General features: G+C 67.0%; 19 protein-coding genes. 10 read left to right on the top strand and 9 right to left on the bottom strand.

Annotated features, from left to right (window positions below; translation table 11 throughout):
• Window positions 1-7 precede the first annotated feature (7 nt).
• Both JWS14_RS20345 and JWS14_RS20350 read right to left on the bottom strand, forming a co-directional pair.
• A complete protein-coding gene (locus JWS14_RS20345; RefSeq protein WP_095865504.1) occupies window positions 8-832 on the bottom strand; it encodes a class II glutamine amidotransferase in 825 nt (274 codons plus the stop codon).
• A 16-nt stretch (window positions 833-848) separates the two neighbouring features.
• Window positions 849-1,403 (bottom strand): GNAT family N-acetyltransferase, encoded by a 555-nt coding sequence (locus JWS14_RS20350; protein ID WP_206014186.1) that lies wholly within the window; start codon window positions 1,401-1,403, stop codon window positions 849-851.
• Between the two features lie 185 nt (window positions 1,404-1,588).
• On the opposite strand from JWS14_RS20350, the gene JWS14_RS20355 reads away from it, so the two are divergent.
• The 5 genes from JWS14_RS20355 to JWS14_RS20375 all read left to right on the top strand — a co-directional run bounded on the left by JWS14_RS20355 (window position 1,589) and on the right by JWS14_RS20375 (window position 7,821).
• Entirely contained in the window at window positions 1,589-2,947 is a 1,359-nt protein-coding gene (locus JWS14_RS20355; protein WP_072943777.1) for an MFS transporter, read from the top strand.
• Window positions 2,948-2,996: 49 nt separating this feature from the next.
• A complete protein-coding gene (locus tag JWS14_RS20360) occupies window positions 2,997-4,592 on the top strand; it encodes an aldehyde dehydrogenase (NADP(+)) (protein WP_206014187.1) in 1,596 nt (531 codons plus the stop codon).
• 25 nt (window positions 4,593-4,617) lie between these two features.
• Window positions 4,618-5,553 carry a 5-dehydro-4-deoxyglucarate dehydratase gene (locus tag JWS14_RS20365; RefSeq protein WP_206014188.1) on the top strand — a complete coding sequence of 312 codons (936 nt, stop codon included), beginning with the start codon at window positions 4,618-4,620 and terminating at the stop codon, window positions 5,551-5,553.
• Window positions 5,553-6,824, top strand: a complete 1,272-nt coding sequence (locus JWS14_RS20370) for a glucarate dehydratase family protein (protein WP_095865507.1) — start codon at window positions 5,553-5,555, stop codon at window positions 6,822-6,824. The genes JWS14_RS20365 and JWS14_RS20370 overlap by 1 nt, the downstream gene beginning before the upstream one ends.
• A 103-nt stretch (window positions 6,825-6,927) precedes the next feature.
• Window positions 6,928-7,821: a LysR family transcriptional regulator gene (locus JWS14_RS20375; RefSeq protein WP_072943770.1), complete on the top strand. Its 894-nt coding sequence runs from the start codon at window positions 6,928-6,930 to the stop codon at window positions 7,819-7,821.
• A gap of 12 nt (window positions 7,822-7,833) precedes the next feature.
• On the opposite strand, the gene JWS14_RS20380 is transcribed toward JWS14_RS20375, so the two are convergent.
• Together JWS14_RS20380 and gvpJ are read right to left on the bottom strand one after the other, a co-directional pair.
• Window positions 7,834-8,316, bottom strand: a complete 483-nt coding sequence (locus JWS14_RS20380; RefSeq protein ID WP_072943768.1) for a carboxymuconolactone decarboxylase family protein — start codon at window positions 8,314-8,316, stop codon at window positions 7,834-7,836.
• Window positions 8,317-8,396: 80 nt separating this feature from the next.
• Window positions 8,397-8,765, bottom strand: coding sequence for a gas vesicle protein GvpJ (gene gvpJ / locus JWS14_RS20385; protein ID WP_072943766.1), 369 nt, complete (start codon window positions 8,763-8,765; stop codon window positions 8,397-8,399).
• Between the two features lie 260 nt (window positions 8,766-9,025).
• On the opposite strand from gvpJ, the gene JWS14_RS20390 reads away from it, so the two are divergent.
• On the top strand, window positions 9,026-9,316 hold the full coding sequence (locus JWS14_RS20390) for a hypothetical protein (protein WP_072943765.1): 291 nt from the start codon (window positions 9,026-9,028) through the stop codon (window positions 9,314-9,316).
• Here the strand turns inward: JWS14_RS20390 and JWS14_RS20395 are convergent, their stop codons facing one another.
• Complete coding sequence (locus JWS14_RS20395; protein WP_072943764.1) at window positions 9,317-9,928, bottom strand: malonic semialdehyde reductase; 612 nt, start codon at window positions 9,926-9,928, stop codon at window positions 9,317-9,319. It lies immediately after the preceding gene.
• A 91-nt stretch (window positions 9,929-10,019) separates the two neighbouring features.
• Here JWS14_RS20395 and JWS14_RS20400 point away from each other — a divergent pair, with 91 nt between their 5' ends.
• Window positions 10,020-10,358, top strand: a complete 339-nt coding sequence (locus JWS14_RS20400) for a winged helix-turn-helix transcriptional regulator (RefSeq protein WP_072943763.1) — start codon at window positions 10,020-10,022, stop codon at window positions 10,356-10,358.
• Window positions 10,359-10,394: 36 nt separating this feature from the next.
• Here the strand turns inward: JWS14_RS20400 and JWS14_RS20405 are convergent, their stop codons facing one another.
• Window positions 10,395-11,459: an MBL fold metallo-hydrolase gene (locus JWS14_RS20405; protein ID WP_072943762.1), complete on the bottom strand. Its 1,065-nt coding sequence runs from the start codon at window positions 11,457-11,459 to the stop codon at window positions 10,395-10,397.
• A gap of 150 nt (window positions 11,460-11,609) precedes the next feature.
• Here JWS14_RS20405 and JWS14_RS20410 point away from each other — a divergent pair, with 150 nt between their 5' ends.
• Both JWS14_RS20410 and JWS14_RS20415 read left to right on the top strand, forming a co-directional pair.
• The gene (locus JWS14_RS20410) at window positions 11,610-12,734 is read left to right on the top strand and encodes a serine hydrolase domain-containing protein (RefSeq protein ID WP_206014189.1); all 1,125 of its coding nucleotides are present in this window, start codon (window positions 11,610-11,612) and stop codon (window positions 12,732-12,734) included.
• 163 nt (window positions 12,735-12,897) lie between these two features.
• Window positions 12,898-13,854, top strand: a complete 957-nt coding sequence (locus JWS14_RS20415) for an alpha/beta fold hydrolase (protein WP_206014190.1) — start codon at window positions 12,898-12,900, stop codon at window positions 13,852-13,854.
• 61 nt (window positions 13,855-13,915) lie between these two features.
• Here the strand turns inward: JWS14_RS20415 and JWS14_RS20420 are convergent, their stop codons facing one another.
• The gene (locus JWS14_RS20420; protein WP_072943759.1) at window positions 13,916-14,176 is read right to left on the bottom strand and encodes an acyl-CoA-binding protein; all 261 of its coding nucleotides are present in this window, start codon (window positions 14,174-14,176) and stop codon (window positions 13,916-13,918) included.
• A gap of 70 nt (window positions 14,177-14,246) precedes the next feature.
• On the bottom strand, window positions 14,247-15,836 hold the full coding sequence (locus tag JWS14_RS20425) for a GntR family transcriptional regulator (protein ID WP_206014191.1): 1,590 nt from the start codon (window positions 15,834-15,836) through the stop codon (window positions 14,247-14,249).
• A 283-nt stretch (window positions 15,837-16,119) separates the two neighbouring features.
• Here JWS14_RS20425 and JWS14_RS20430 point away from each other — a divergent pair, with 283 nt between their 5' ends.
• Window positions 16,120-17,451: an MFS transporter gene (locus JWS14_RS20430; RefSeq protein WP_095865511.1), complete on the top strand. Its 1,332-nt coding sequence runs from the start codon at window positions 16,120-16,122 to the stop codon at window positions 17,449-17,451.
• Between the two features lie 142 nt (window positions 17,452-17,593).
• Here the strand turns inward: JWS14_RS20430 and JWS14_RS20435 are convergent, their stop codons facing one another.
• Window positions 17,594-17,992, bottom strand: coding sequence for a DUF7144 family membrane protein (locus JWS14_RS20435; protein ID WP_095865525.1), 399 nt, complete (start codon window positions 17,990-17,992; stop codon window positions 17,594-17,596).
• Window positions 17,993-18,035: the final 43 nt, after the last annotated feature.

Consider the following 18,035-nt stretch of genomic DNA (forward strand, 5'->3'; position numbering starts at 1 on the left):
CGCGGTCTCAGCGGACGGGTGGGACGGGCAGAAACGGCCGGATCTCGTCGTCGCCGGGGCGGATGACCCCGGCATGGGACTCGGGCACCTCCTGCCACGCGCCCTCGAGGTCGCGCAGCGGTTCGGACACCACGAACCGGGTTTCGTCGCCCAGTTCGCGCAGTACCTCCACCTCGGGGTGCAGGGCGCGGACCTTGTCCATCGCGGTGGAGAAGAACAGCGAGCGCGTCTGCTGTTCGGTCGAGTACCGGAACACCCAGACGGAGACGCCGTCGGTGGTGGCGATCGTCGCCTGCACCGGGTTCTCGACCCCGTGCCGGGCGCCGACGTCCTCGACGAACCCGACGGCGCGGGCGACGGCGGTGAACGGGTCGTCGGTGAGTCCGAACGTCAGCGCGAGGAAGAACAGTGTCTCGGAGTCGGTGGATCCTTCGATCTGCGGGTAGAGACTCGGGTCGACGGCCAGGGCCAGTTCGCGCTTCATCTCGGTGAATCCGCGCAGCGCGCCGTTGTGCATCCACAGCCAGTTGCCGTGCCGGAAGGGGTGACAGTTGCTGCGCTGCACGGGAGTTCCCGTCGACGCGCGCACGTGCGCGAAGAGCATCGGCGTCCGGATCTGGCGGGAGATCTCCCGCAGGTTGCGTTCGTTCCAGGCGGGTTCGATGCATTTGAACAGGGCCGGGGTGGGGCCGTCTCCGTACCAGCCGATGCCGAACCCGTCACCGTTCGTGGTGGTCGCACCCATGCGGGAGTGCAAGCTCTGGTCGATCAGGGAATGGACCGGCCGGAAGAGGAGGTCCTCGACGAGGATCGGATCGCCGGAGTATGCCATCCACCTGCACATCTTCTCATTCAAGCAGGTCGAGTCTGCTGACGTAGTGGCTTCCGTCATCGATCGGGTTGTCGGGTGGGAGATAGCCCTCGCCGACGCGTCGGAAGCCGGCCTTCTCCAGCGCCCGCCACGACGCCCGGTTGGGGACGACGACGGGGACGACGATCGCGGTGGCGTCGGGTAGGTCGGAGCGGCACTTGGCGACGAACGCCCGGATCATCGCCGTTCCCAGCCCTCGGCCGATACGCCCGGGGTCGCCGACGAAGTAGTCGATGGAGATGCTGCCCGGTGGGATGTCGACGAGGGCCGTGAGGAGCGCGAGGTCCTCGGGATAGTCGGCGATCCGGTATCGCTGGATGAAGCCGAACGGCACGCCGCCCCGCAGCACGAGGAAATCCTCGCAGGGTTCGGTGCCGTCGATGCTGCCGCCGAAGTCGCGCTCGATGTCGGCGTCCGCGGTGTCGTGGTTCCAGAACCGCGCGACGTGCGGTTCGCGGAGCCATCGTTGCAGTTGAGGGAAGAATTCGCGGGTAGTGTGGACGAACTCGAAGGTGACTGCGCCGGCGCTCACGGTAGGGAAACTAGCACCACCCGAGTCGATACAACTTCGGTATCGATAACGAGAATCTTTGACTTGGACATGTATCGAACATCCCTCTAGCGTGATTCCTATGACTCAGGTCACGCTTCCGGATCGGGGCGTGATCAGAGTCCCCCAACTTCGTCACCCCCCGAATCCAGAGAGAGGAGTCACCGATGACCCTCCCCCTCGCCGTCTCGCCGGCAGTCGACAGCGCGGTCTCCAAGATCTTCCGCCGTGTCGTGCCGCTGTTCATCGTGATGTTGATCTGTAACCAGCTCAATCGCTCGAATATCGGCTACGCCCAGACCCACCTCGAAGCAGATGTGGGCATCGGCGCCGCGGCGTACGGATTCGGCGCGGGTGTCTTCTTCATCGCCTACGCGATCTTCGAACTGCCGTCGAACGTGCTGATGGAGAAGTTCGGCGCCAAGGTGTGGCTGACCCGCATCATGATCTCGTGGGGCCTGGTGTCCGCGGCCATGGCGTTCGTCAACGGCCCCGAGATGTTCTACGCCCTGCGGTTCCTGCTCGGTGTCGCCGAGGCCGGCTTCTTCCCGGCCATCATCTTCTACTTCACCCGCTGGCTGCCGAACAACCACCGCAGCCGCGCCACCGCCCTGTTCATCGCCGGTTCGTCGATCGCGGCCGCCATCTCGGGACCGATGTCCGGACCGCTGCTGTCCCTCGACGGACTCGGCGGGCACCACGGCTGGCAGTGGATGTTCGCCCTCGAGGGCCTGCTGTCGGTGGTCGTCGGGTGCATTGCCTACCGCCTGCTCGACTCGAAGATCGACGACGCGAAGTGGCTCACCGGCCCGGAGAAGCACGACCTGCAGGCCGTCATCGCCGAGGAGGACGTGCTGCGCAGCGAGGCGTCCGCGAAGCGCGGCGAGTCGGGCTCGCGCTGGAAGCTGCTCCTGCAGCCGCGGATCCTGGTGTGCTGCGGCATCTTCTTCGCGATCACCATGGCGATCTACGCCAACACGTTCTGGCTGCCGTCGATCATCCGCCGCATCCCGGGCACCACCGACGTCACCGTCGGGCTGCTGTCCTCGCTCCCGTGGATCTGCGCGATCTTCGCGATGTACTTCTCCAACCGCTCCGCCGACCGCACCGGACGGCACAAGCCGTACCTCGTCGCCGCGCTGCTCATCGGTGGTATCGGCACGATGGCCGCCGCGTTCGTCACGCCCTGGCTGGCCCTGCCGCTGCTGTGCGTCGCGACGATGGGGTTCAAGAGCGCGAGCCCGCTGTTCTGGTCGATTCCGCAGCGCACGCTCCATCCGATGGTGCTGGCACCGGCGATCGCGATCATCAACTCGCTCGGCAACCTGGGTGGCTTCGTGGCCCCGTTCGGCTTCGGTGTCATCAAGGAGCAGACCGGCACGGTGACGATGGGCCTGATCGTGCTGTCGCTCTTCGCCCTGGCCGCCGCCGCGGCGGTGACGTACTTCCGGCGCGACAAGGAAGACATCGACGAAGTCGCGAACGTCGCAGAGGTGGCGTCCGACGACACCCTGGCCACCAAATGACCCGTCACCGGACCATACGAAACGCAGACGAGAATTCGAGGATCGCATCATGACAGCAACGGTGAACCGGACCGACGTGACCGGACAGATGATCATCGCGGGCAACCCCGTCCAGGGTTCCGGCACGACCATCCACGGCATCGACCCCGCCACCGGCCACCAGCTCGAGCCCGGCTTCGCGCACGGTGACGACCGGGACGTCGACGCGGCCTGCGCCGCCGCCGCCGAGGCGTTCGCGCCGTACCGCGCCACGACGTCCGAGGAGCGCGCCCGGTTCCTCGAGACGATCGCCGACAACATCGAGGCGCTCGGCGAGACGCTGATCGCCCGGGTGTGCGCCGAATCCGGACTCCCCCAGGGCCGCGTCACCGGCGAGGTGGGCCGCACCTCCGGACAGCTGCGGCTGTTCGCCGGCGTCCTGCGCGACGGCGGCTGGAACGGTGCCCGCATCGATCCTGCGCTGCCCGACCGCACCCCGTTGCCGCGTGCCGACATCCGCCAGCGGAAGGTCCCGCTCGGACCGGTCGCGGTGTTCGGCGCCAGCAACTTCCCCCTCGCGTTCTCCGTCGCCGGCGGCGACACCGCGTCGGCGCTGGCGGCGGGCTGCCCCGTCGTCGTGAAGGCCCACGACGCGCACCCCGGCACGTCCGAACTCGTCGGCCGCGCCATCGCCGACGCCGTCGCGAGCACCGGCATGCCTGCGGGGACGTTCTCCCTGCTGTTCGGCTCGGGCCGCGGGCTCGGCACCGCGCTGGTCACGGATCCGCGCATCAAGGCCGTCGGCTTCACCGGATCCCGTTCCGGCGGAACCGCTCTGGTCGCAGCCGCCGCGGGTCGCCCGGAACCGATCCCGGTGTACGCGGAGATGAGTTCGATCAACCCGGTGTTCCTCCTCGAGAACGCGCTCACCACCCGCGGCGCCGAACTCGGTCGCGCCTTCGTCGGGTCGCTGACCCTCGGTTCCGGACAGTTCTGCACCAACCCCGGTCTCGTCATCGCGGTCGACGGTCCCGGCCTCACCTCGTTCGTCGAGTCCGCGCGCGCCGCGGTCGCCGAGAGCACGCCCACCCCGATGCTCACCCCGAACATCGCCGGCTGCTACGCCGACGGCGTCACCGCGCTCAGCGGAGCTGCGACCGTGGAGGCCCGCGGCACCGAATCCGACGCGCCCAACACCGGCCGGGCGGCGCTGTTCAGCGCCGCCGCCGACACGTTCCTGGGCTCGGAGGTGTTGCAGCAGGAGGTGTTCGGCTCGTCCAGTCTGATCGTCCGCTGCCGCGACGCCGAGCAGGTGCGCGCCGTGGCGGCGAAGCTGGAAGGCCAGCTGACCGCGACCGTCCACGTCGACGACGCCGATCTCGACGAGGCAGGCCGCCTGCTGCCCGTCCTCGAGCTCAAGGCCGGGCGAATCCTGTTCAACGGCTGGCCCACCGGGGTCGAGGTCGGTCACGCGATGGTGCACGGTGGTCCGCACCCCGCGACGTCCGACTCGCGCACCACGTCCGTGGGTTCGCTGGCGATCGAACGCTTCCTGCGACCCGTTGCCTACCAGGATGTTCCGAGCTCGCTGCTCCCCGCTGCCATCGCCGACGGCAACCCCGACCAGTTGTGGCGTCGCATCGACGGCCGACTCACCCAAGCCTGATTTTTCCCTCGTGAAGGAGTTCCCCATGCTCGACGGCGTCCTGTTCTTCCCCGTCACCCCGTTCACAGCATCCGGCGACGTCGACTACGACCGGCTCGCCGAGCACGTCGCCAAGGGTGTCGACGCCGGCCCCGGAGGCGTCTTCATCGCCTGCGGCACAGGCGAATTCCATGCCCTCGGGCTGGAGGAGTTCGGCAGGATCGTCGCCAAGGCCACGGAGGTCGTCGCCGGACGGGTCCCCGTCTTCGCCGGCGCAGGCGGTTCCGTGCAGCAGGCCAAGGAGTTCGCCGCCAGCGCGAAAGCCAACGGCGCCGACGGCATCCTGCTGCTCCCGCCGTACCTGGTGACGATGCCGCAGGCCGGACTGGTGGAGTACACCCGCGCGGTCGCCGAGACCACCGACCTGCCGCTCGTCGTCTACAACCGCGGCAACGCCCGCTTCGACGAGGCGGCAGCCGTGGAAGTCGCGCAGTTCCCGACCGTCGTCGGGTTCAAGGACGGCACCGGTGACCTCGACAAGGTGGGCCGCATCGTCCGTGCGGTGAAGGACGCGCTCGCCCCGTCCGGCAAGCAGTTCCTGTTCTTCAACGGCATGCCCACCGCCGAGGTCACCCAGCAGGCGTACCGCGCGATCGGTGTCACGCTGTACTCGTCCGCCACGTTCGCCTTCGCGCCGGAACTCGCACTCGGCTTCTACGACGCACTCGAATCCGGCAACCAGGAACTCACCGACGCACTGCTCCGCGACTTCTTCCACCCCCTGGTGCGCCTGCGCGACCAGGTGCCCGGATATGCGGTGTCGCTGATCAAGTCGGGTGTCGCGATGGAAGGTATCGACGCCGGGCCCGTGCGGCCGCCGCTCGTCCCCACGAGCGACGTGCACCTGCGTGAGCTCATTCGGATCACCGCAGCCGGCCGCGCCGTTCTCGCCGACGCTCTCGCCGTGCAGGCGGCGGTCTGATGACTGCCGCACCGATCCGGATCACCGGCGCGCGGATCACGCCCGTCGCGTTCGTCGATCCGCCGCTCCTCAACACCGTCGGCGTGCACCAGCCCTACGCGCTGCGCGCGATCATCCAGCTCGACACGGACGGCGGTCTCGTCGGACTCGGTGAAACGTACGCCGACACGGCCCACCTGCTCCGGCTCGAGGCGGCCGCCGAGGCGATCGTCGGGCTGGACGTGTTCGCGCTCAACGCGATCCGCGCGGCGATCGACGCGAAGATCGCCACGCTGACCGTCACGGGCGGCGACGGTGTCGCGGGCATGATCACCACGGCCAGCACCACCGACCGCGTGTTCTCCCCGTTCGAGGTGGCGTGCCTCGACGTGCAGGGCAAGGCACTCGGCCGGCCGGTGTCCGACCTTCTCGGCGGCAAGGTACGCGACGCCGTCCCGTTCAGCGCCTACCTGTTCTACAAGTGGGCCGGGCACCCCGGTGCCGAGCCCGACGAATGGGGCGAGGCGATCGACCCCGACGGTCTGGTCCGCCAGGCGCAGAAGATGATCGGCGAGTACGGCTTCGAGGCCATCAAGGTCAAGGGCGGCGTGTTCTCCCCGGACGAGGAGATCGCCGGTATCAAGGCGCTGCGGGCCGCGTTCCCCGACCTGCCGCTGCGCCTCGACCCCAACGCCGCGTGGACCGTCGACACGTCGATCAGGGTGGCGTCGGAACTCGACGGCATCGTCGAATACCTCGAGGACCCCACACCCGGTCTCGACGGCATGGCCGAGGTGGCGCGTGAGGCGAAGATGCCGCTGGCCACGAACATGTGCGTCGTCGCGTTCGATCAGCTCAAGCCTGCGGTGCTGAAGGATTCGGTGCAGGTCGTGCTGTCGGATCACCACTACTGGGGTGGCCTGCAGCGGTCGCGGCTGCTCGCCGGGATCTGCGACAACTTCGGCCTGGGCCTGTCGATGCACTCGAATTCGCATCTCGGCATCAGCCTGGCCGCGATGGTGCACCTCGCCGGCGCCACCCCGAACCTCACGTACGCGTGTGACACGCACTGGCCGTGGAAGACCGAGGACGTCGTCAAGCCGGGTGTGCTGAAGTTCGTCGACGGCGCGGTCGCGGTGCCGACGACGCCGGGTCTCGGCGTCGAGATCGACGAGGACGCGCTCGCCGCCCTGCACCAGCAGTACCTCGACTGCGGGGTGCGCGACCGCGACGACACCGGGTACATGAAGTCGGTGGACCCGACGTTCGAGAACACCTGCCCTCGCTGGTAGCTGTCTCACGGAAGACGCCGACCGCGAACTCGGTCGGCGTCTTCCGGGTGGGCTAGATTGAGCTTCGGGCTCGGGCCCACCTCGAGGCAAAGGAGTGGATCGAATGTTCTCCCTCGCACGGCTGTCGTGTTTCATCGCCGTCGCGGAGGAGCTGCATTTCGGTCGCGCCGCGGAGCGCCTGCACATGACGCAGCCGCCGCTGAGCCGTCAGATCCAGCAGCTCGAAAGCGAACTCGGGGTGCAGTTGATCGACCGCACCAGCCGATCCGTCACCCTCACCGCGGCCGGGGCGGCGTTCCTGCCCGACGCCCGGCGCATTCTGAGTCTGTCGGAGAGTGCCGCCCTGACGGTGCGGCGGGTGCCTGCCGGTGATCTCGGCACCGTCGTCGTCGGGTTCACCGGCGCGTCCGCGCACGCGGTGCTGCCGAGGTTGCTCGAGGCCGCACGCGACCGGCTGCCGGACGTGAAAATTGTTCTGCGGGAGATGGTCACGTCGGTGCAGATCGAATCGCTGATCAGCGGTGAACTGGATCTCGGACTGATCCGCCCCATCCTCACCCGCCCCGGCATCGACACCCGCCCCATCCACCACGAACGTCTCGTCGCCGCGCTGCCCGCGGGTCACCCCCTCGCCGACGCCGGCCAGTTGGCGGTGGAGGATTTCGACGACCAGCCCGTCGTCATGTATTCGCCGGTCGATGCGCGGTATTTCCACGAACTGCTCATCAGCACGTTCACGATCGTGGGGGCCTCCCCGCGCTACGTCCAGTACGTCACGCAGGTGCACACCATGCTGGTGCTCGTCCGGTCCGGGCTGGGCCTGGCCCTCGTCCCGGAATCCGCGCAGACGATGCACCCGGAAGGGGTCGTGTTCCGGCCTGTCTCCGCGATCCGCGACCGGCCCGTCCAGATGAACGCCGCCTGGCGCTCGGACAGCCGGAACCCCGCGTTGCGCAGGCTCATGGAGGACGTCCTGCCGCAGCGGGAATGGGAATGAGGGCCGGCACGCTCAGAGCGTGAGCTTGCACGTCTGACCGATGTCGAGCACCCGCAGCACCCGGCCCGTCCCCAGCCACAACGCACACGACAACGCCAGGTCGGTCAGGATCTCGTCGGTGAAATGCTCGTGACACCGCGCCCAGAAGTCCTCGTCCTCGCGCAGCGCCGTGTGATCGGTGGCGAACCGGTGCGCGAACTCCGCCGCCGTCCGCTCCTCCGCGCTGTACCCGGGCCACGACTCCCACTCGAGGACGTGATCGTAGAAGTGCTCGTCGATGCCCGCGTCGGCGCCACTGCTGTCGCGGGTGCCGAGGCACACGGCGCACTCGTTGGCCTCCGCGACCGCCATCCGCGCGATCTCCCGCACGCGTAACGGTAACCGGTTCCGGTTGTATACCGCATCCGTGAAGGCGCCGAGCGCACCACCCAGTTCGGGTGAGATCGACAGCCAACCTGCCACGTCATCGTCACTGTAGCTACCTACTCGACTCATCCCCGAATGCTACAGCGAATGCCGTCGCGGGCGATAGATCTGACACGTGTTCTACGTAGCAGTGGCCTCAGCGGCGGTGGTCATGTCCGCCTCCGACGGGGTGCGGGTTCGCGTTCGTTGTCCGATCCGCCGAGCAGCTCACTGAGCGTTTCGCCCACGCCCTCGAGTACGCCCTTGGTCTTGGATTTCGTGCTGCCGCTGCCCTTGACGTCGGAGACGAGATCGGTCAGGCCTTTCGGTTCGCTGCCGATCGCGAGTCGGTTCGCCGCCTCGGCAAAACGCAGGTAGGTGTCGACGCTCGCGACCACGACGCGGGCGTCGATGGTGAGTAGTTCGATGCCGACCAGCGAGACCCGGACGTAGGCGTCGATGACCAGGCCCTTGTCCAAGATGGTGTCGATGACATCGGCCAGGCTGCTCGAGCTCGGGCCTCCACCGGCTGTGGTCATTGCCGTGCACCTCGCTTTTGCTCGTGCCGCCCGTTACCGCATGCCCTGCGACATGGCGGAAACCGTGAATATCGTGCGGCTACCGGACTACCCGGAACCGAGGGAACCTAATCGGTCAAAGACGGGAATTGACTAGGTAATTCGTTCCTCGTGCCGGCCGGGAAACGGTCCGGACGGTCGGCTCTTTCGGTGCTCGGGTCGCCCCGGGGCCCGCAGGTGCTTATGCTCCTGACCAGGTTCGCCGAACGAAGAGGTGCACGATGGGCGACGCAAGCGATGACAGGTCGGGGCCCGGCCCCGAGTTGACCGTCGGCACGCGGGTGCTGGTCCGCAGGAAGGCCGAGGCCGACGCGACCGGTGAGGTCGTCGAGGACTACGCGGCACTCACCGAGCCGGGTGGTGCCGGGCACGACTGGGCGCCGGCGCATCGGTGGGCGATCGCACTCGACGACGGGCGCCTCGTCTTCGCCGACACGGACGAGGTGACCGTCGATCCCAGCCCTCGATCCGGTCGGCGGGGGACGCACCGTCGTGAGAGTTCCGACGGGTAGTCAGATCCAGGACACGGTGTCGGCCGGGTCCAGGCGGGGGAGCCGATCGAACCACGGGTTCGCGCCGGGGTGCCCGACGTTGACGACGAGAATGGAACGGAAGCGGCCGTCGGGGAAGAACTCGGCGTCGATTCCGGCGGCGTCGAAGCCTGCCATCGGGCCTGCGGCCAGGCCGAGGGATCGGACGGCGAGGATGAAGTAGCCGGCCTGGAGTGCACTGTTGAATTCGCCCGTTCGCTCGCGCATCTTCTCGTCGCCTTCGAAGACGTCGCGCAGCTCCGGCCGGAACGGCAGCAACGCCGGGATGTGGTCGTGGAACTGCGTGTCTACGGCCAGGATGGCGACCGCGGGCGCCGACTCGGTCTTTGCCTTGTTGCCCTCGCTCATGTGTGGCAGCAGTCGCGCGCGACCCTCGTCGGTCCGGGCGAAAACGATCCGCAGGGGCTGGGTGTTCGCCGCGGTCGGTGCCCACTTCGCGAGGTCCCAGATCTGGGCGAGCTGCTCGTCGGTCACCGGGGTGGACGCGAAACTGTTGGCCGTGCGTGCCTCGCTGAACAGCAGGGCGCGACCCGCCTCGTCCAGTTCCGGTCGCGTCTGTACGTCTGAGCTCATGGTTGCTTCCCTCTCGATGACTAGCAACAAAAATGTTACTAGTAAAAAACTAGTTGACAGTTGGATGCTAGCACCTTGCTATGGTCGAGGTATGAGCTCAGGCGTCGAACAGCACGATCCGCGAGCGTGCGACGGCGCGCTCGCGAGAGCGTTCACGTTCCTGGGCAAGCGCTGGAACGGCGTCATTCTGGCGACGCTGATGTCGGGCCCGGCGACGTTCTCCGGGCTGCGACGATCGGTCGGGAGCATCAGCGATTCGGTGCTCTCCGACCGTCTCGTCGAACTGGCCGGGGCCGGTCTGGTGACGCGGGAAGTCTGCGAGGGACCGCCCGTGTCGGTCACCTATCAGCTGACCGAGGCCGGCCAGTCACTGATGCCGGTCCTCGACGAACTGGCGGAGTGGGCGAAGACGCATCTCACGGTGCAGTGACCGGCAAGTCCCGACCTGAACTGCCGCAACCGGGGATCAGGGTGCGCGCGTGGAGTCGTCGAGCGCGGGTCGGGTCCACGTCTGTTGCGAACCTGCACCTTTCGCTACGAGGCCGAGCTCGCGCAACTTGGCGATCGTCATCATCGTGTTGAACATGGGGTTCGGATTCGCACCCGATACGCCCAGCTCCTGGGATCGCGCGATGAAGGCGTGAACGAACGCCGGTAGATCGTCGATGCGATCGGTGAGCAATGCCTGTGCGGCGCCGTCGAGCGCCGAAGCCTGATCGAGTAGCGACGCCAGGCGCTCGGCTGCGGCCGGGCGATCGAACACCTCGAACGCGTGGCCCTCCGTGACGACGTCGACGGCGCCGGTCTCGACCAGCGTCAGCGCCAGGGCGGCCGCGGCGAAGATGTTCATCTGGTTGGCGTCGTGCATCGCGCCGCACGGCCCGTTCGGTTCGTCGGACAGGTGCAGCAATCGTGCCCCGGGAAGGTGGACGACGACCTGGCCGGCGCAGTGGCCGTGGGTGCGGACGACCTGGACGGCACCGTCTCCGAACGACCAACCCGACACGTGTTGAGAGCCGATGACGAGGTGCTCGAGCGGGAGTTCCTCATAGGTCCGGGTGACGTCGGTGACGGGAACGTAGGGCCGGTACATGGCAAGGAGCCGGCGCGCTGCGTCAGCCGGATCCTCGAACCCCGGCACCAGTCCGGACACGCGCTCGAGACTCGTGATCCAGTAGGGAAGACCGTCATCGCGGTACTGGCTCGCGTCGTGTGCGCTGACGAAGTGCTGCACGTTCGAGCGGTCGAGTCCGTCGCCGAGGTCGTTGACGAGGTCGTTGTTCCCGACATGGTCGGGGTGGCCGTGGGTGGTGAGCAGCAGGATCTTCGACCACGGGGCGAGGTCGTCGGCGGCGGATCGGATCGCGTCGCGGAAAGCGGTGGTCACCCCGCTGTCGACGAGCACCAGGAGATCTCCGGCCCGGTGGACGATCACGTTGCCCACGTCCGGCTGGTGCGCGGCCATGTCGAGCGCTTGACCCACGATCATGCGCGTCCGAGCGTCGATCTCGATCTGTTCGCCGAGTGCCACTCGTTCGTTCTAACACGCCACCCGACTCGTCGGTGACGGTTCACCCGAAGTAATCCGCCTCCCCGGCTGGGTACGGCCGCCCATACTGGAAACAGTGTTCCACGCAAGCTTCGAGCAGGTCGAGATTCGAGACAGCGATGGGAGAGCGGGGTGGCACGAACATCCTCGGTGCGGCGACTGGTCGCCGTTCTGGCGGTCCTCACGACGGGACTGGCGGGATGCGGTGAATCGGACGATGCACCGGTCCTGCCCGATGCACAGCTCACCGAAACCATCCCGACGGCGATGGAGAACGCCTCGGTTCCGGGGGCGATCGTCGGTGTCTGGCAGGACGGCGCTGCACCCTACGTGCAGGCGTTCGGGGTACGCGACACCGCCACCGGCGACCCCATGTCGCCGGACCTGTTCATGCGCGTCGGCAGCCTCACCAAAACTTTCACCACCACCGCCGTGCTGCAACTGGTCGATGAGGGAAAGGTCGGCCTCGACGATCCGATCGACAGGTATGTGCCCGACGTCCCCAACGGCGAGGCGATCACCCTCCGCCAGTTGGCGGCCATGCGCAGTGGGCTGTTCGACTACTCCGAGGTGGTGATTCCGGCGCTCCCGAGTCAGCCGCAGCGCCAATGGACACCCCAGGAACTGCTCGCGATCAGTTTCAGCCGTCCACCCCTCTTCGCGCCGGGAACCGCGTTCGACTACTCCAACACCAACACCCTCCTCTTGGGTCTCGTGGTCGAGAAGGCATCCGGCCTGCCGCTGAATACCTACATCGCCGAGCGGATCACGGAACCCGAGAATCTCGACGACACCTCGGTCCCCACCACTGCGGCCCTTCCGTCACGGCACGCCCGGGGATACGCGAAAACACCCGACGGCGCGACGGTGGACGCGACCGACTGGAGCCCGTCGTGGGGATTCGGCGCGGGAAACATGATTTCCACGCTCGACGATCTGCGCGTGTGGGTGCGCGACTTGGCAGAAGGAACGATGCTCTCGCCCGCCACCCAGCACGAACGGGAGCAGTTTCAGCCGGCGCCGTCGGAAGGCACGGGTTCGCTGTACGGACTCGGGGTCGAGAACCAGAACGGCTGGATCGGCCACAACGGAAACATCGCGGGCTTCCAGACCTATGCCTACTACCTTCCCCCCGAGGGCAAGACGGTGGTGGTGTTGGTCAATTCGAACGCCGACCCGCTGGGCGTGTGGAACTTCTTCACCGAGATCGTGAAGATCGTCAGCCTCGACCACCCGTGGCCTGCGCCGCCGTCGTAGCGATCCGACGAAACCGCGGGTCGGCGGAGCGGCGCGGCCGGATCCACCCTGGGTGGCGGGACGGTCACCCGCGGGTGATTACGGACAGCACTCGGGGTGCTTATTTCCCGAACCTGCGCGATGGACAGTAGAACCTGTCATCGCGAGGAGGAGGGAGGCCGGCATGTCGATCGAGAGCACCACCCAAGCCCCGGTCCAGCGCAGGACCACTGTCTCGGCTGACGACGGTGTTTCGCTTGCGGTTCGCGAGTACGGCCCCACCGACGCCCCCATGACGATCGTCTTTCTGCACGGCCATTGCCTGAGTGCCGAATCGTGGATCCTGGTGCGGGACGAACTGATGCGGCAGTACACCGACGCCAGGATCGTCAGCTACGACCACCGCGGTCACGGCGATTCCGACGTGGCGCCCGCTGCGACTTACACCCTCGAGCAGTTGGGCCGCGACCTCCACGCGGTACTGGACGCCATCGCCCCCACCGATCCGGTCGTTCTGGTCGGACACTCCATGGGTGGGATGACCGCACTGACCTACGCGCGCCGGTATCCGCACGAGATCGGCACCCGCATCGTCGGGATCGGCTTGATCGCAACCGCCGCGAGTGGTCTGGCCGACGCCGGATTCGGCCGACTGCTGCGCGCCCCGGTCCTGTCCTGGGTCCAGGAGGCCGTGCGCCGAGCACCGACATCCATGGAGCAGGTGAAGCGCCTCGGGTGCAAGGTATTCGCACCGGTCATCCGCGGGGCCGAATTCGGTGACCGGAAGGTCAGCCCACACGTCCTCGAGCTCGCCATCGCGATGCACGACGAGACCCCGATCGTGACGATGACCAGCTTCCTGAACTCGTTCACGACCTACGACGAGTTCGAGACGTTGCCGGCGCTCTCGGCGATTCCCACGCTCGTGCTGTGCGGTTCCGCGGACCTGATGACGCCGCCCACCCATTCGGTGGCAATCGCCGCGCAGGTCGAGGACGCCGATTTCGTCTGCGTCGACGGCGCCGGCCACTCGGTGATCCTCGAACAACCGACCGCGGTTGCCGATGCGATTGCTCGCCTCGTGACCCGGATACGCGGTTCGGAGACCGCAGAATCCGCGAACCTGGTGCTGACTGCCTGATCGGTGCACAGTTCGCGCACGATCAGCATGTCCAGGACTGGTGCTTCGGGGCCCGCTGAACTCAGCCCTGCGTGAGCCGGGCTACCAGGTCGACGTAGCCCTGCTTGGCGTCGGCGCTGCTCGTACCGGTCAACTTGGCCCAGGCGTCGTACTTGGCGCGTTTGACCATGTCCAACCGACCGGGCCGCTTGCCCTCGACATCACCCTTCGACCCCTGCTTGAACAGCGCGTACAGCTGCAGCAGCTGATCGTTGTCCGGTCGCGAGGTGAGCTTGTTGACGTTCTCCTGTGCATCGGCAAACGCCTGATCCAACTCCGACATGGCACCCCTGGCTCTCGGACGGACGATTCGACGCAATCGTAGCGGCCGGAGCCGATGGCGGCTGGTTCACTCAGTCGAGATGGCCGAGTTGTCCGACCATGTAGGTCACGGCGTTGTCGATCTTGCGGCGCCAGAGCCGCGTGACCTCTTCGGGATCCTGGGCCTCGAGAGCGAGGAGTATCGCGGTGTTGTCGGCGACGATCTCATCGACCGAGTACGTGTATTCGAGACCGAGAATCGAGACGAACATCCGCAACTGCAGCGAGAGACGGACGAACATCTTCTCGATTCTCGGCATGTCGGCTGCGGCAGCGAGGGTGTCCTGCCACCGGATGTCGGCGTCGCCCGTGCCGGGAACGTCGCGCATTTCCGCATGCTGGACGAGGTCGTCCAGCGCGTCTTTCGCCGCGGCCAGACGGGATGATCCGTTCGTGGCGATGCGGCGGAGCAGCAAGGCTCCGAGGGGGCCTCGGGCGGTGTAGGTGTCGTAGACGTCGCGCCGAGTGGGGAGGGGCACGTACGCGCCGCGGTGCGGTTCGAGTTCGATCAGTCCGTCCTCGGCGAGGATTTTCAGGGCGTCCCTGATCGGCCCGCGGGAGACACCGAGCCGAGTGGCGAGAGGCTGTTCTGCGATGCGCTGCCCCGGCCGGAACGCGCCGGTGGCGAGGGACTCGCGTAGTGCTTCGACCACTGCCGATGCCAATATGGGTGAGGGGGAGCGTGACCGGTGGTCTTCGGTCGCGGGCCGGCGAGAAGCGCGGGTGGGTGAGGCGCGGACCCAGGAAAATGGTGTGCTCGGTTGCTCCGCCCACCGGCGCACCCTGTGTTCGAGATCGAGCAGTCCCGGCGATTGGCGAGGGTCGAGGACTGCGGTGATCGAGTTCAGTTGCGCGAGCCACGAGTCGGGATCGACTTCGTACACACTGAATCGGGGATGCCCAACAAGCCAACGGTCCACCCGAGGCGGTATCGGACGATCGACGAGCGCGGTAACCGGCCAATTACGCGGCACCGCGGCGTCGACCTCGCCCAACGTGGTCAGCAGCGTCGGGGAGATGTCGTTCCCGGTGGCCGGGGTTTCGCGAGGGAAGGCGAACTGGGCCGAAAGCAGGACACGGACGGGTTCGGTGAGCTGACTGGTCTGTCTGCTGTGCGGTCGCGCTGCGGGCGTTGCCGGCTGGTGGAAGACGAGGACCCGCACGCCGGGATCGATGACGACAGCCGCGAGCACCATCGAGTTCGGCGAGTCCAGGACCGAATGTGAGATGAGGTCGGGCCGATCTGCGAACCACCGACGCCGAACCCGGCTCACCGCTGCCTGGTTGGTGCCGAGTGCCTCGGCGATCGTGCGTGTGGTCCACCCCCGGTCCGGCGGTCGCTGCAGCGGAATACGCAGGATCGCACGGTGCAAGTCGTCCCCTGAGGCGGTCGGACGACCCGGCCTCGGCAGATCCTCGAGCCCCTGCAGACCGTGGGTGCCGAATCGGGTCCGCCATTTCAGTGCCGTGTTGCGTGAGACCCCAAGGGCGCGAGCAACAGTGGAAATCGACTCCTCGGAACTCGCCAGAACGATGCGGGCGCGGAGGGCCAGCGACTGGGGGGTGCTCGGTGCCGACACCAGCCGCTCGAGTGCACGTCGTTCCGCCTCGGACAGTGGCACGTCCGCCTCCCCTTCCTCGCGATCGACTCACAAATAGTAGAGCAGGCATCGGCGCGGGTGAGCTGGCATGTTGTGCCTTCAGTCTGCTCAGGTACTTATGAATCAAATCCCAACAAGGTGACCGTTTCGACTCGAGTCGATGGTCAACAAACAGGCGGCGCATGCATACTCACCGAGGCGCAGGCACAGGGCGCGCGCGGGTTCCCTGTGCGTGACGACGCGCCCGTCGTCATGCGAGCCCGGATACGGCCCCTGTGGCCGCAATCAGCTCAGGAGAAACTCGATGGACCAGCCACCTCACGCCCGGACAGAAGCGTTCCTCGTCGACGATGCCCCGCTGTTGCGCTTCCACAAACGACTCGCACTCCACGCCGGCGGGGGACCCTTCCTCGACGGATACGTGCTGAGCATCATCGGCATCGCCATGGTGCAGATCACGCCGCAGTGGGGTCTGAATTCGGCGCAGCAAGGCCTCATTGCCGCGTCGGCGACGATCGGTATCTTCCTCGGATCGTTCCTCGGCGGACGGCTCACCGACCGCTTCGGCCGCCGGCGTCTCTATACATTCGACTTGATCGCCGTCGTCGTCTTTTCGGTCGCGCAGTTCTGGGTGGACGGCTTCTGGTGGTTGTTCCTGCTCCGGGTTCTGATCGGAGTGGCAATCGGGGCGGACTATCCCGTGGCCGCCTCACTTCTGACCGAGTTCACCCCGAAGAAATATCGTGGCCCCTTCATCGGTTCGCTCACCGTGATGTGGTTCCTCGGTGCCGCGTCCGCCTATGTCGTCGGTGACCTCGTCAGCGGAGTTGGTGATCAGGGTTGGCGGTGGGTGCTGGCCAGCGCCGCGGTACCGGCTGCCCTGACCGTGCTCGCCCGCGCCGGCACACCGGAGTCACCGCGCTGGCTCGCCGGCAAGGGGCGCGTCGCCGAAGCCAGTGCGATCATCACGAAAATCTTCGGCCCACACGCCACACTCGAGATCGAGCCCGGCAGCTCCGCCGGGGCAATCGGCCCGCTCTGGAAGTCGGGCTACCTCGGACGAATCGTCTTCGTCACGACCTTCTGGACCGCATCCGTCGTGCCGCTGTTCGCGGTGTACGCCTTCGGGCCGAGGATCCTCGCCGGTCTCGGCCTCGACGGGCGAGTGGCGAACATGGGTTCGGCCGTCGTCACGATCCTGCTCCTGGTCAGCTGCGTCATCGCGCTGACCGCCATCAACAAACTGGGTCGCCGCACCCTGCTGATCCACAGCTTCGCGTGGTCCGGACTGACCCTGCTCCTGTTGGGATTGTTCCCGGGCAGTCCGGTACCTGTCATCCTGTGCCTGTTCGCGACATACGCGATCTTCACCGGAGGCGCCCAGGTCCTTCAGCTCGTGTACCCCAACGAACTCTTCCCGACCGAAATCAGAGGCAGTGCGGTGGGATTGGCCTCGTCACTCAGCCGAGTCGGTGGCGCCGTCGGTACCTATATGGTCCCGATCGCCCTGGACCGCTGGGGCATCGGCCCGACCATGCTCGGCGCTGCCGCGATCGCCCTGATCGGCCTCGCTGTCAGTGCCGCCTGGGCGCCCGAGACGCGTGGTAAGTCCCTCGCCGACTCCGCGCGAATCTGACGTCGGAGGCGGGCTCGCGTTTCGGTTCGCTGGTCGACATACTCTTACGTTCTCGTCCCGTCTACCGCACAGGACCACCGTCGCGCGAGGGACAAGGGACTTGGTCCGGTCCTCGCGCCCGTCCGGCTGGGGCCTGTCGCGCTCAGATCTTGGCGGGATCCCAGGTCGCCACGGCCCAGATGACGACGGCGTTGAGCACGATGATCGTGATCGCCCACCACGGCTGGTAGGGCAGCCAGAGGAAATTGACGACGATCGACAGGCCGCAGATGATGGGCGCGGAGATTCGCGCCCAGATCACCCCGCTGAACAATCCGATGCCGGTGGCCGCGACGACCGCCCCGAGGACGAGGTGGATCCACCCCCATGCGGTGACGTCGAGTTTGTAGGTGTATTCCACTCCGACGAGGATCACCTCGTCCTTGGCCACCGCGGAGATGCCTTGCAGAAATTCGAGCACACCGACGGTGACGAGGAGAACCGCTCCACCCATCGCGGTTCCTTTTGCCACACCTTGCTTGACCAGTAATTCCTCGGACATGCCCGCCCCTTCCTCGGCACGGTGTTACGTGGTCTGCGCTCTT

This window comes from Rhodococcus koreensis, from assembly GCF_017068375.1.
Classification (GTDB): Bacteria; Actinomycetota; Actinomycetes; order Mycobacteriales; family Mycobacteriaceae; genus Rhodococcus_F; species Rhodococcus_F koreensis.

Excerpts from the sequence above, each read along its gene's own strand:
- gvpJ (WP_072943766.1), bottom strand. The coding sequence starts at position 8,765 with ATGACCACAGCCGGTGGAGGCCCGAGCTCGAGCAGCCTGGCCGATGTC.
- JWS14_RS20415 (WP_206014190.1), top strand. The coding sequence starts at position 12,898 with ATGTCGATCGAGAGCACCACCCAAGCCCCGGTCCAGCGCAGGACCACT.
- JWS14_RS20360 (WP_206014187.1), top strand. The coding sequence starts at position 2,997 with ATGACAGCAACGGTGAACCGGACCGACGTGACCGGACAGATGATCATC.
- JWS14_RS20375 (WP_072943770.1), top strand. The coding sequence starts at position 6,928 with ATGTTCTCCCTCGCACGGCTGTCGTGTTTCATCGCCGTCGCGGAGGAG.
- JWS14_RS20355 (WP_072943777.1), top strand. The coding sequence starts at position 1,589 with ATGACCCTCCCCCTCGCCGTCTCGCCGGCAGTCGACAGCGCGGTCTCC.
- JWS14_RS20420 (WP_072943759.1), bottom strand. The coding sequence starts at position 14,176 with ATGTCGGAGTTGGATCAGGCGTTTGCCGATGCACAGGAGAACGTCAAC.
- JWS14_RS20370 (WP_095865507.1), top strand. The coding sequence starts at position 5,553 with ATGACTGCCGCACCGATCCGGATCACCGGCGCGCGGATCACGCCCGTC.
- JWS14_RS20395 (WP_072943764.1), bottom strand. The coding sequence starts at position 9,928 with ATGAGCTCAGACGTACAGACGCGACCGGAACTGGACGAGGCGGGTCGC.
- JWS14_RS20430 (WP_095865511.1), top strand. The coding sequence starts at position 16,120 with ATGGACCAGCCACCTCACGCCCGGACAGAAGCGTTCCTCGTCGACGAT.
- JWS14_RS20345 (WP_095865504.1), bottom strand. The coding sequence starts at position 832 with ATGGCATACTCCGGCGATCCGATCCTCGTCGAGGACCTCCTCTTCCGG.
- JWS14_RS20380 (WP_072943768.1), bottom strand. The coding sequence starts at position 8,316 with ATGAGTCGAGTAGGTAGCTACAGTGACGATGACGTGGCAGGTTGGCTG.
- JWS14_RS20435 (WP_095865525.1), bottom strand. The coding sequence starts at position 17,992 with ATGTCCGAGGAATTACTGGTCAAGCAAGGTGTGGCAAAAGGAACCGCG.
- JWS14_RS20390 (WP_072943765.1), top strand. The coding sequence starts at position 9,026 with ATGGGCGACGCAAGCGATGACAGGTCGGGGCCCGGCCCCGAGTTGACC.
- JWS14_RS20400 (WP_072943763.1), top strand. The coding sequence starts at position 10,020 with ATGAGCTCAGGCGTCGAACAGCACGATCCGCGAGCGTGCGACGGCGCG.
- JWS14_RS20365 (WP_206014188.1), top strand. The coding sequence starts at position 4,618 with ATGCTCGACGGCGTCCTGTTCTTCCCCGTCACCCCGTTCACAGCATCC.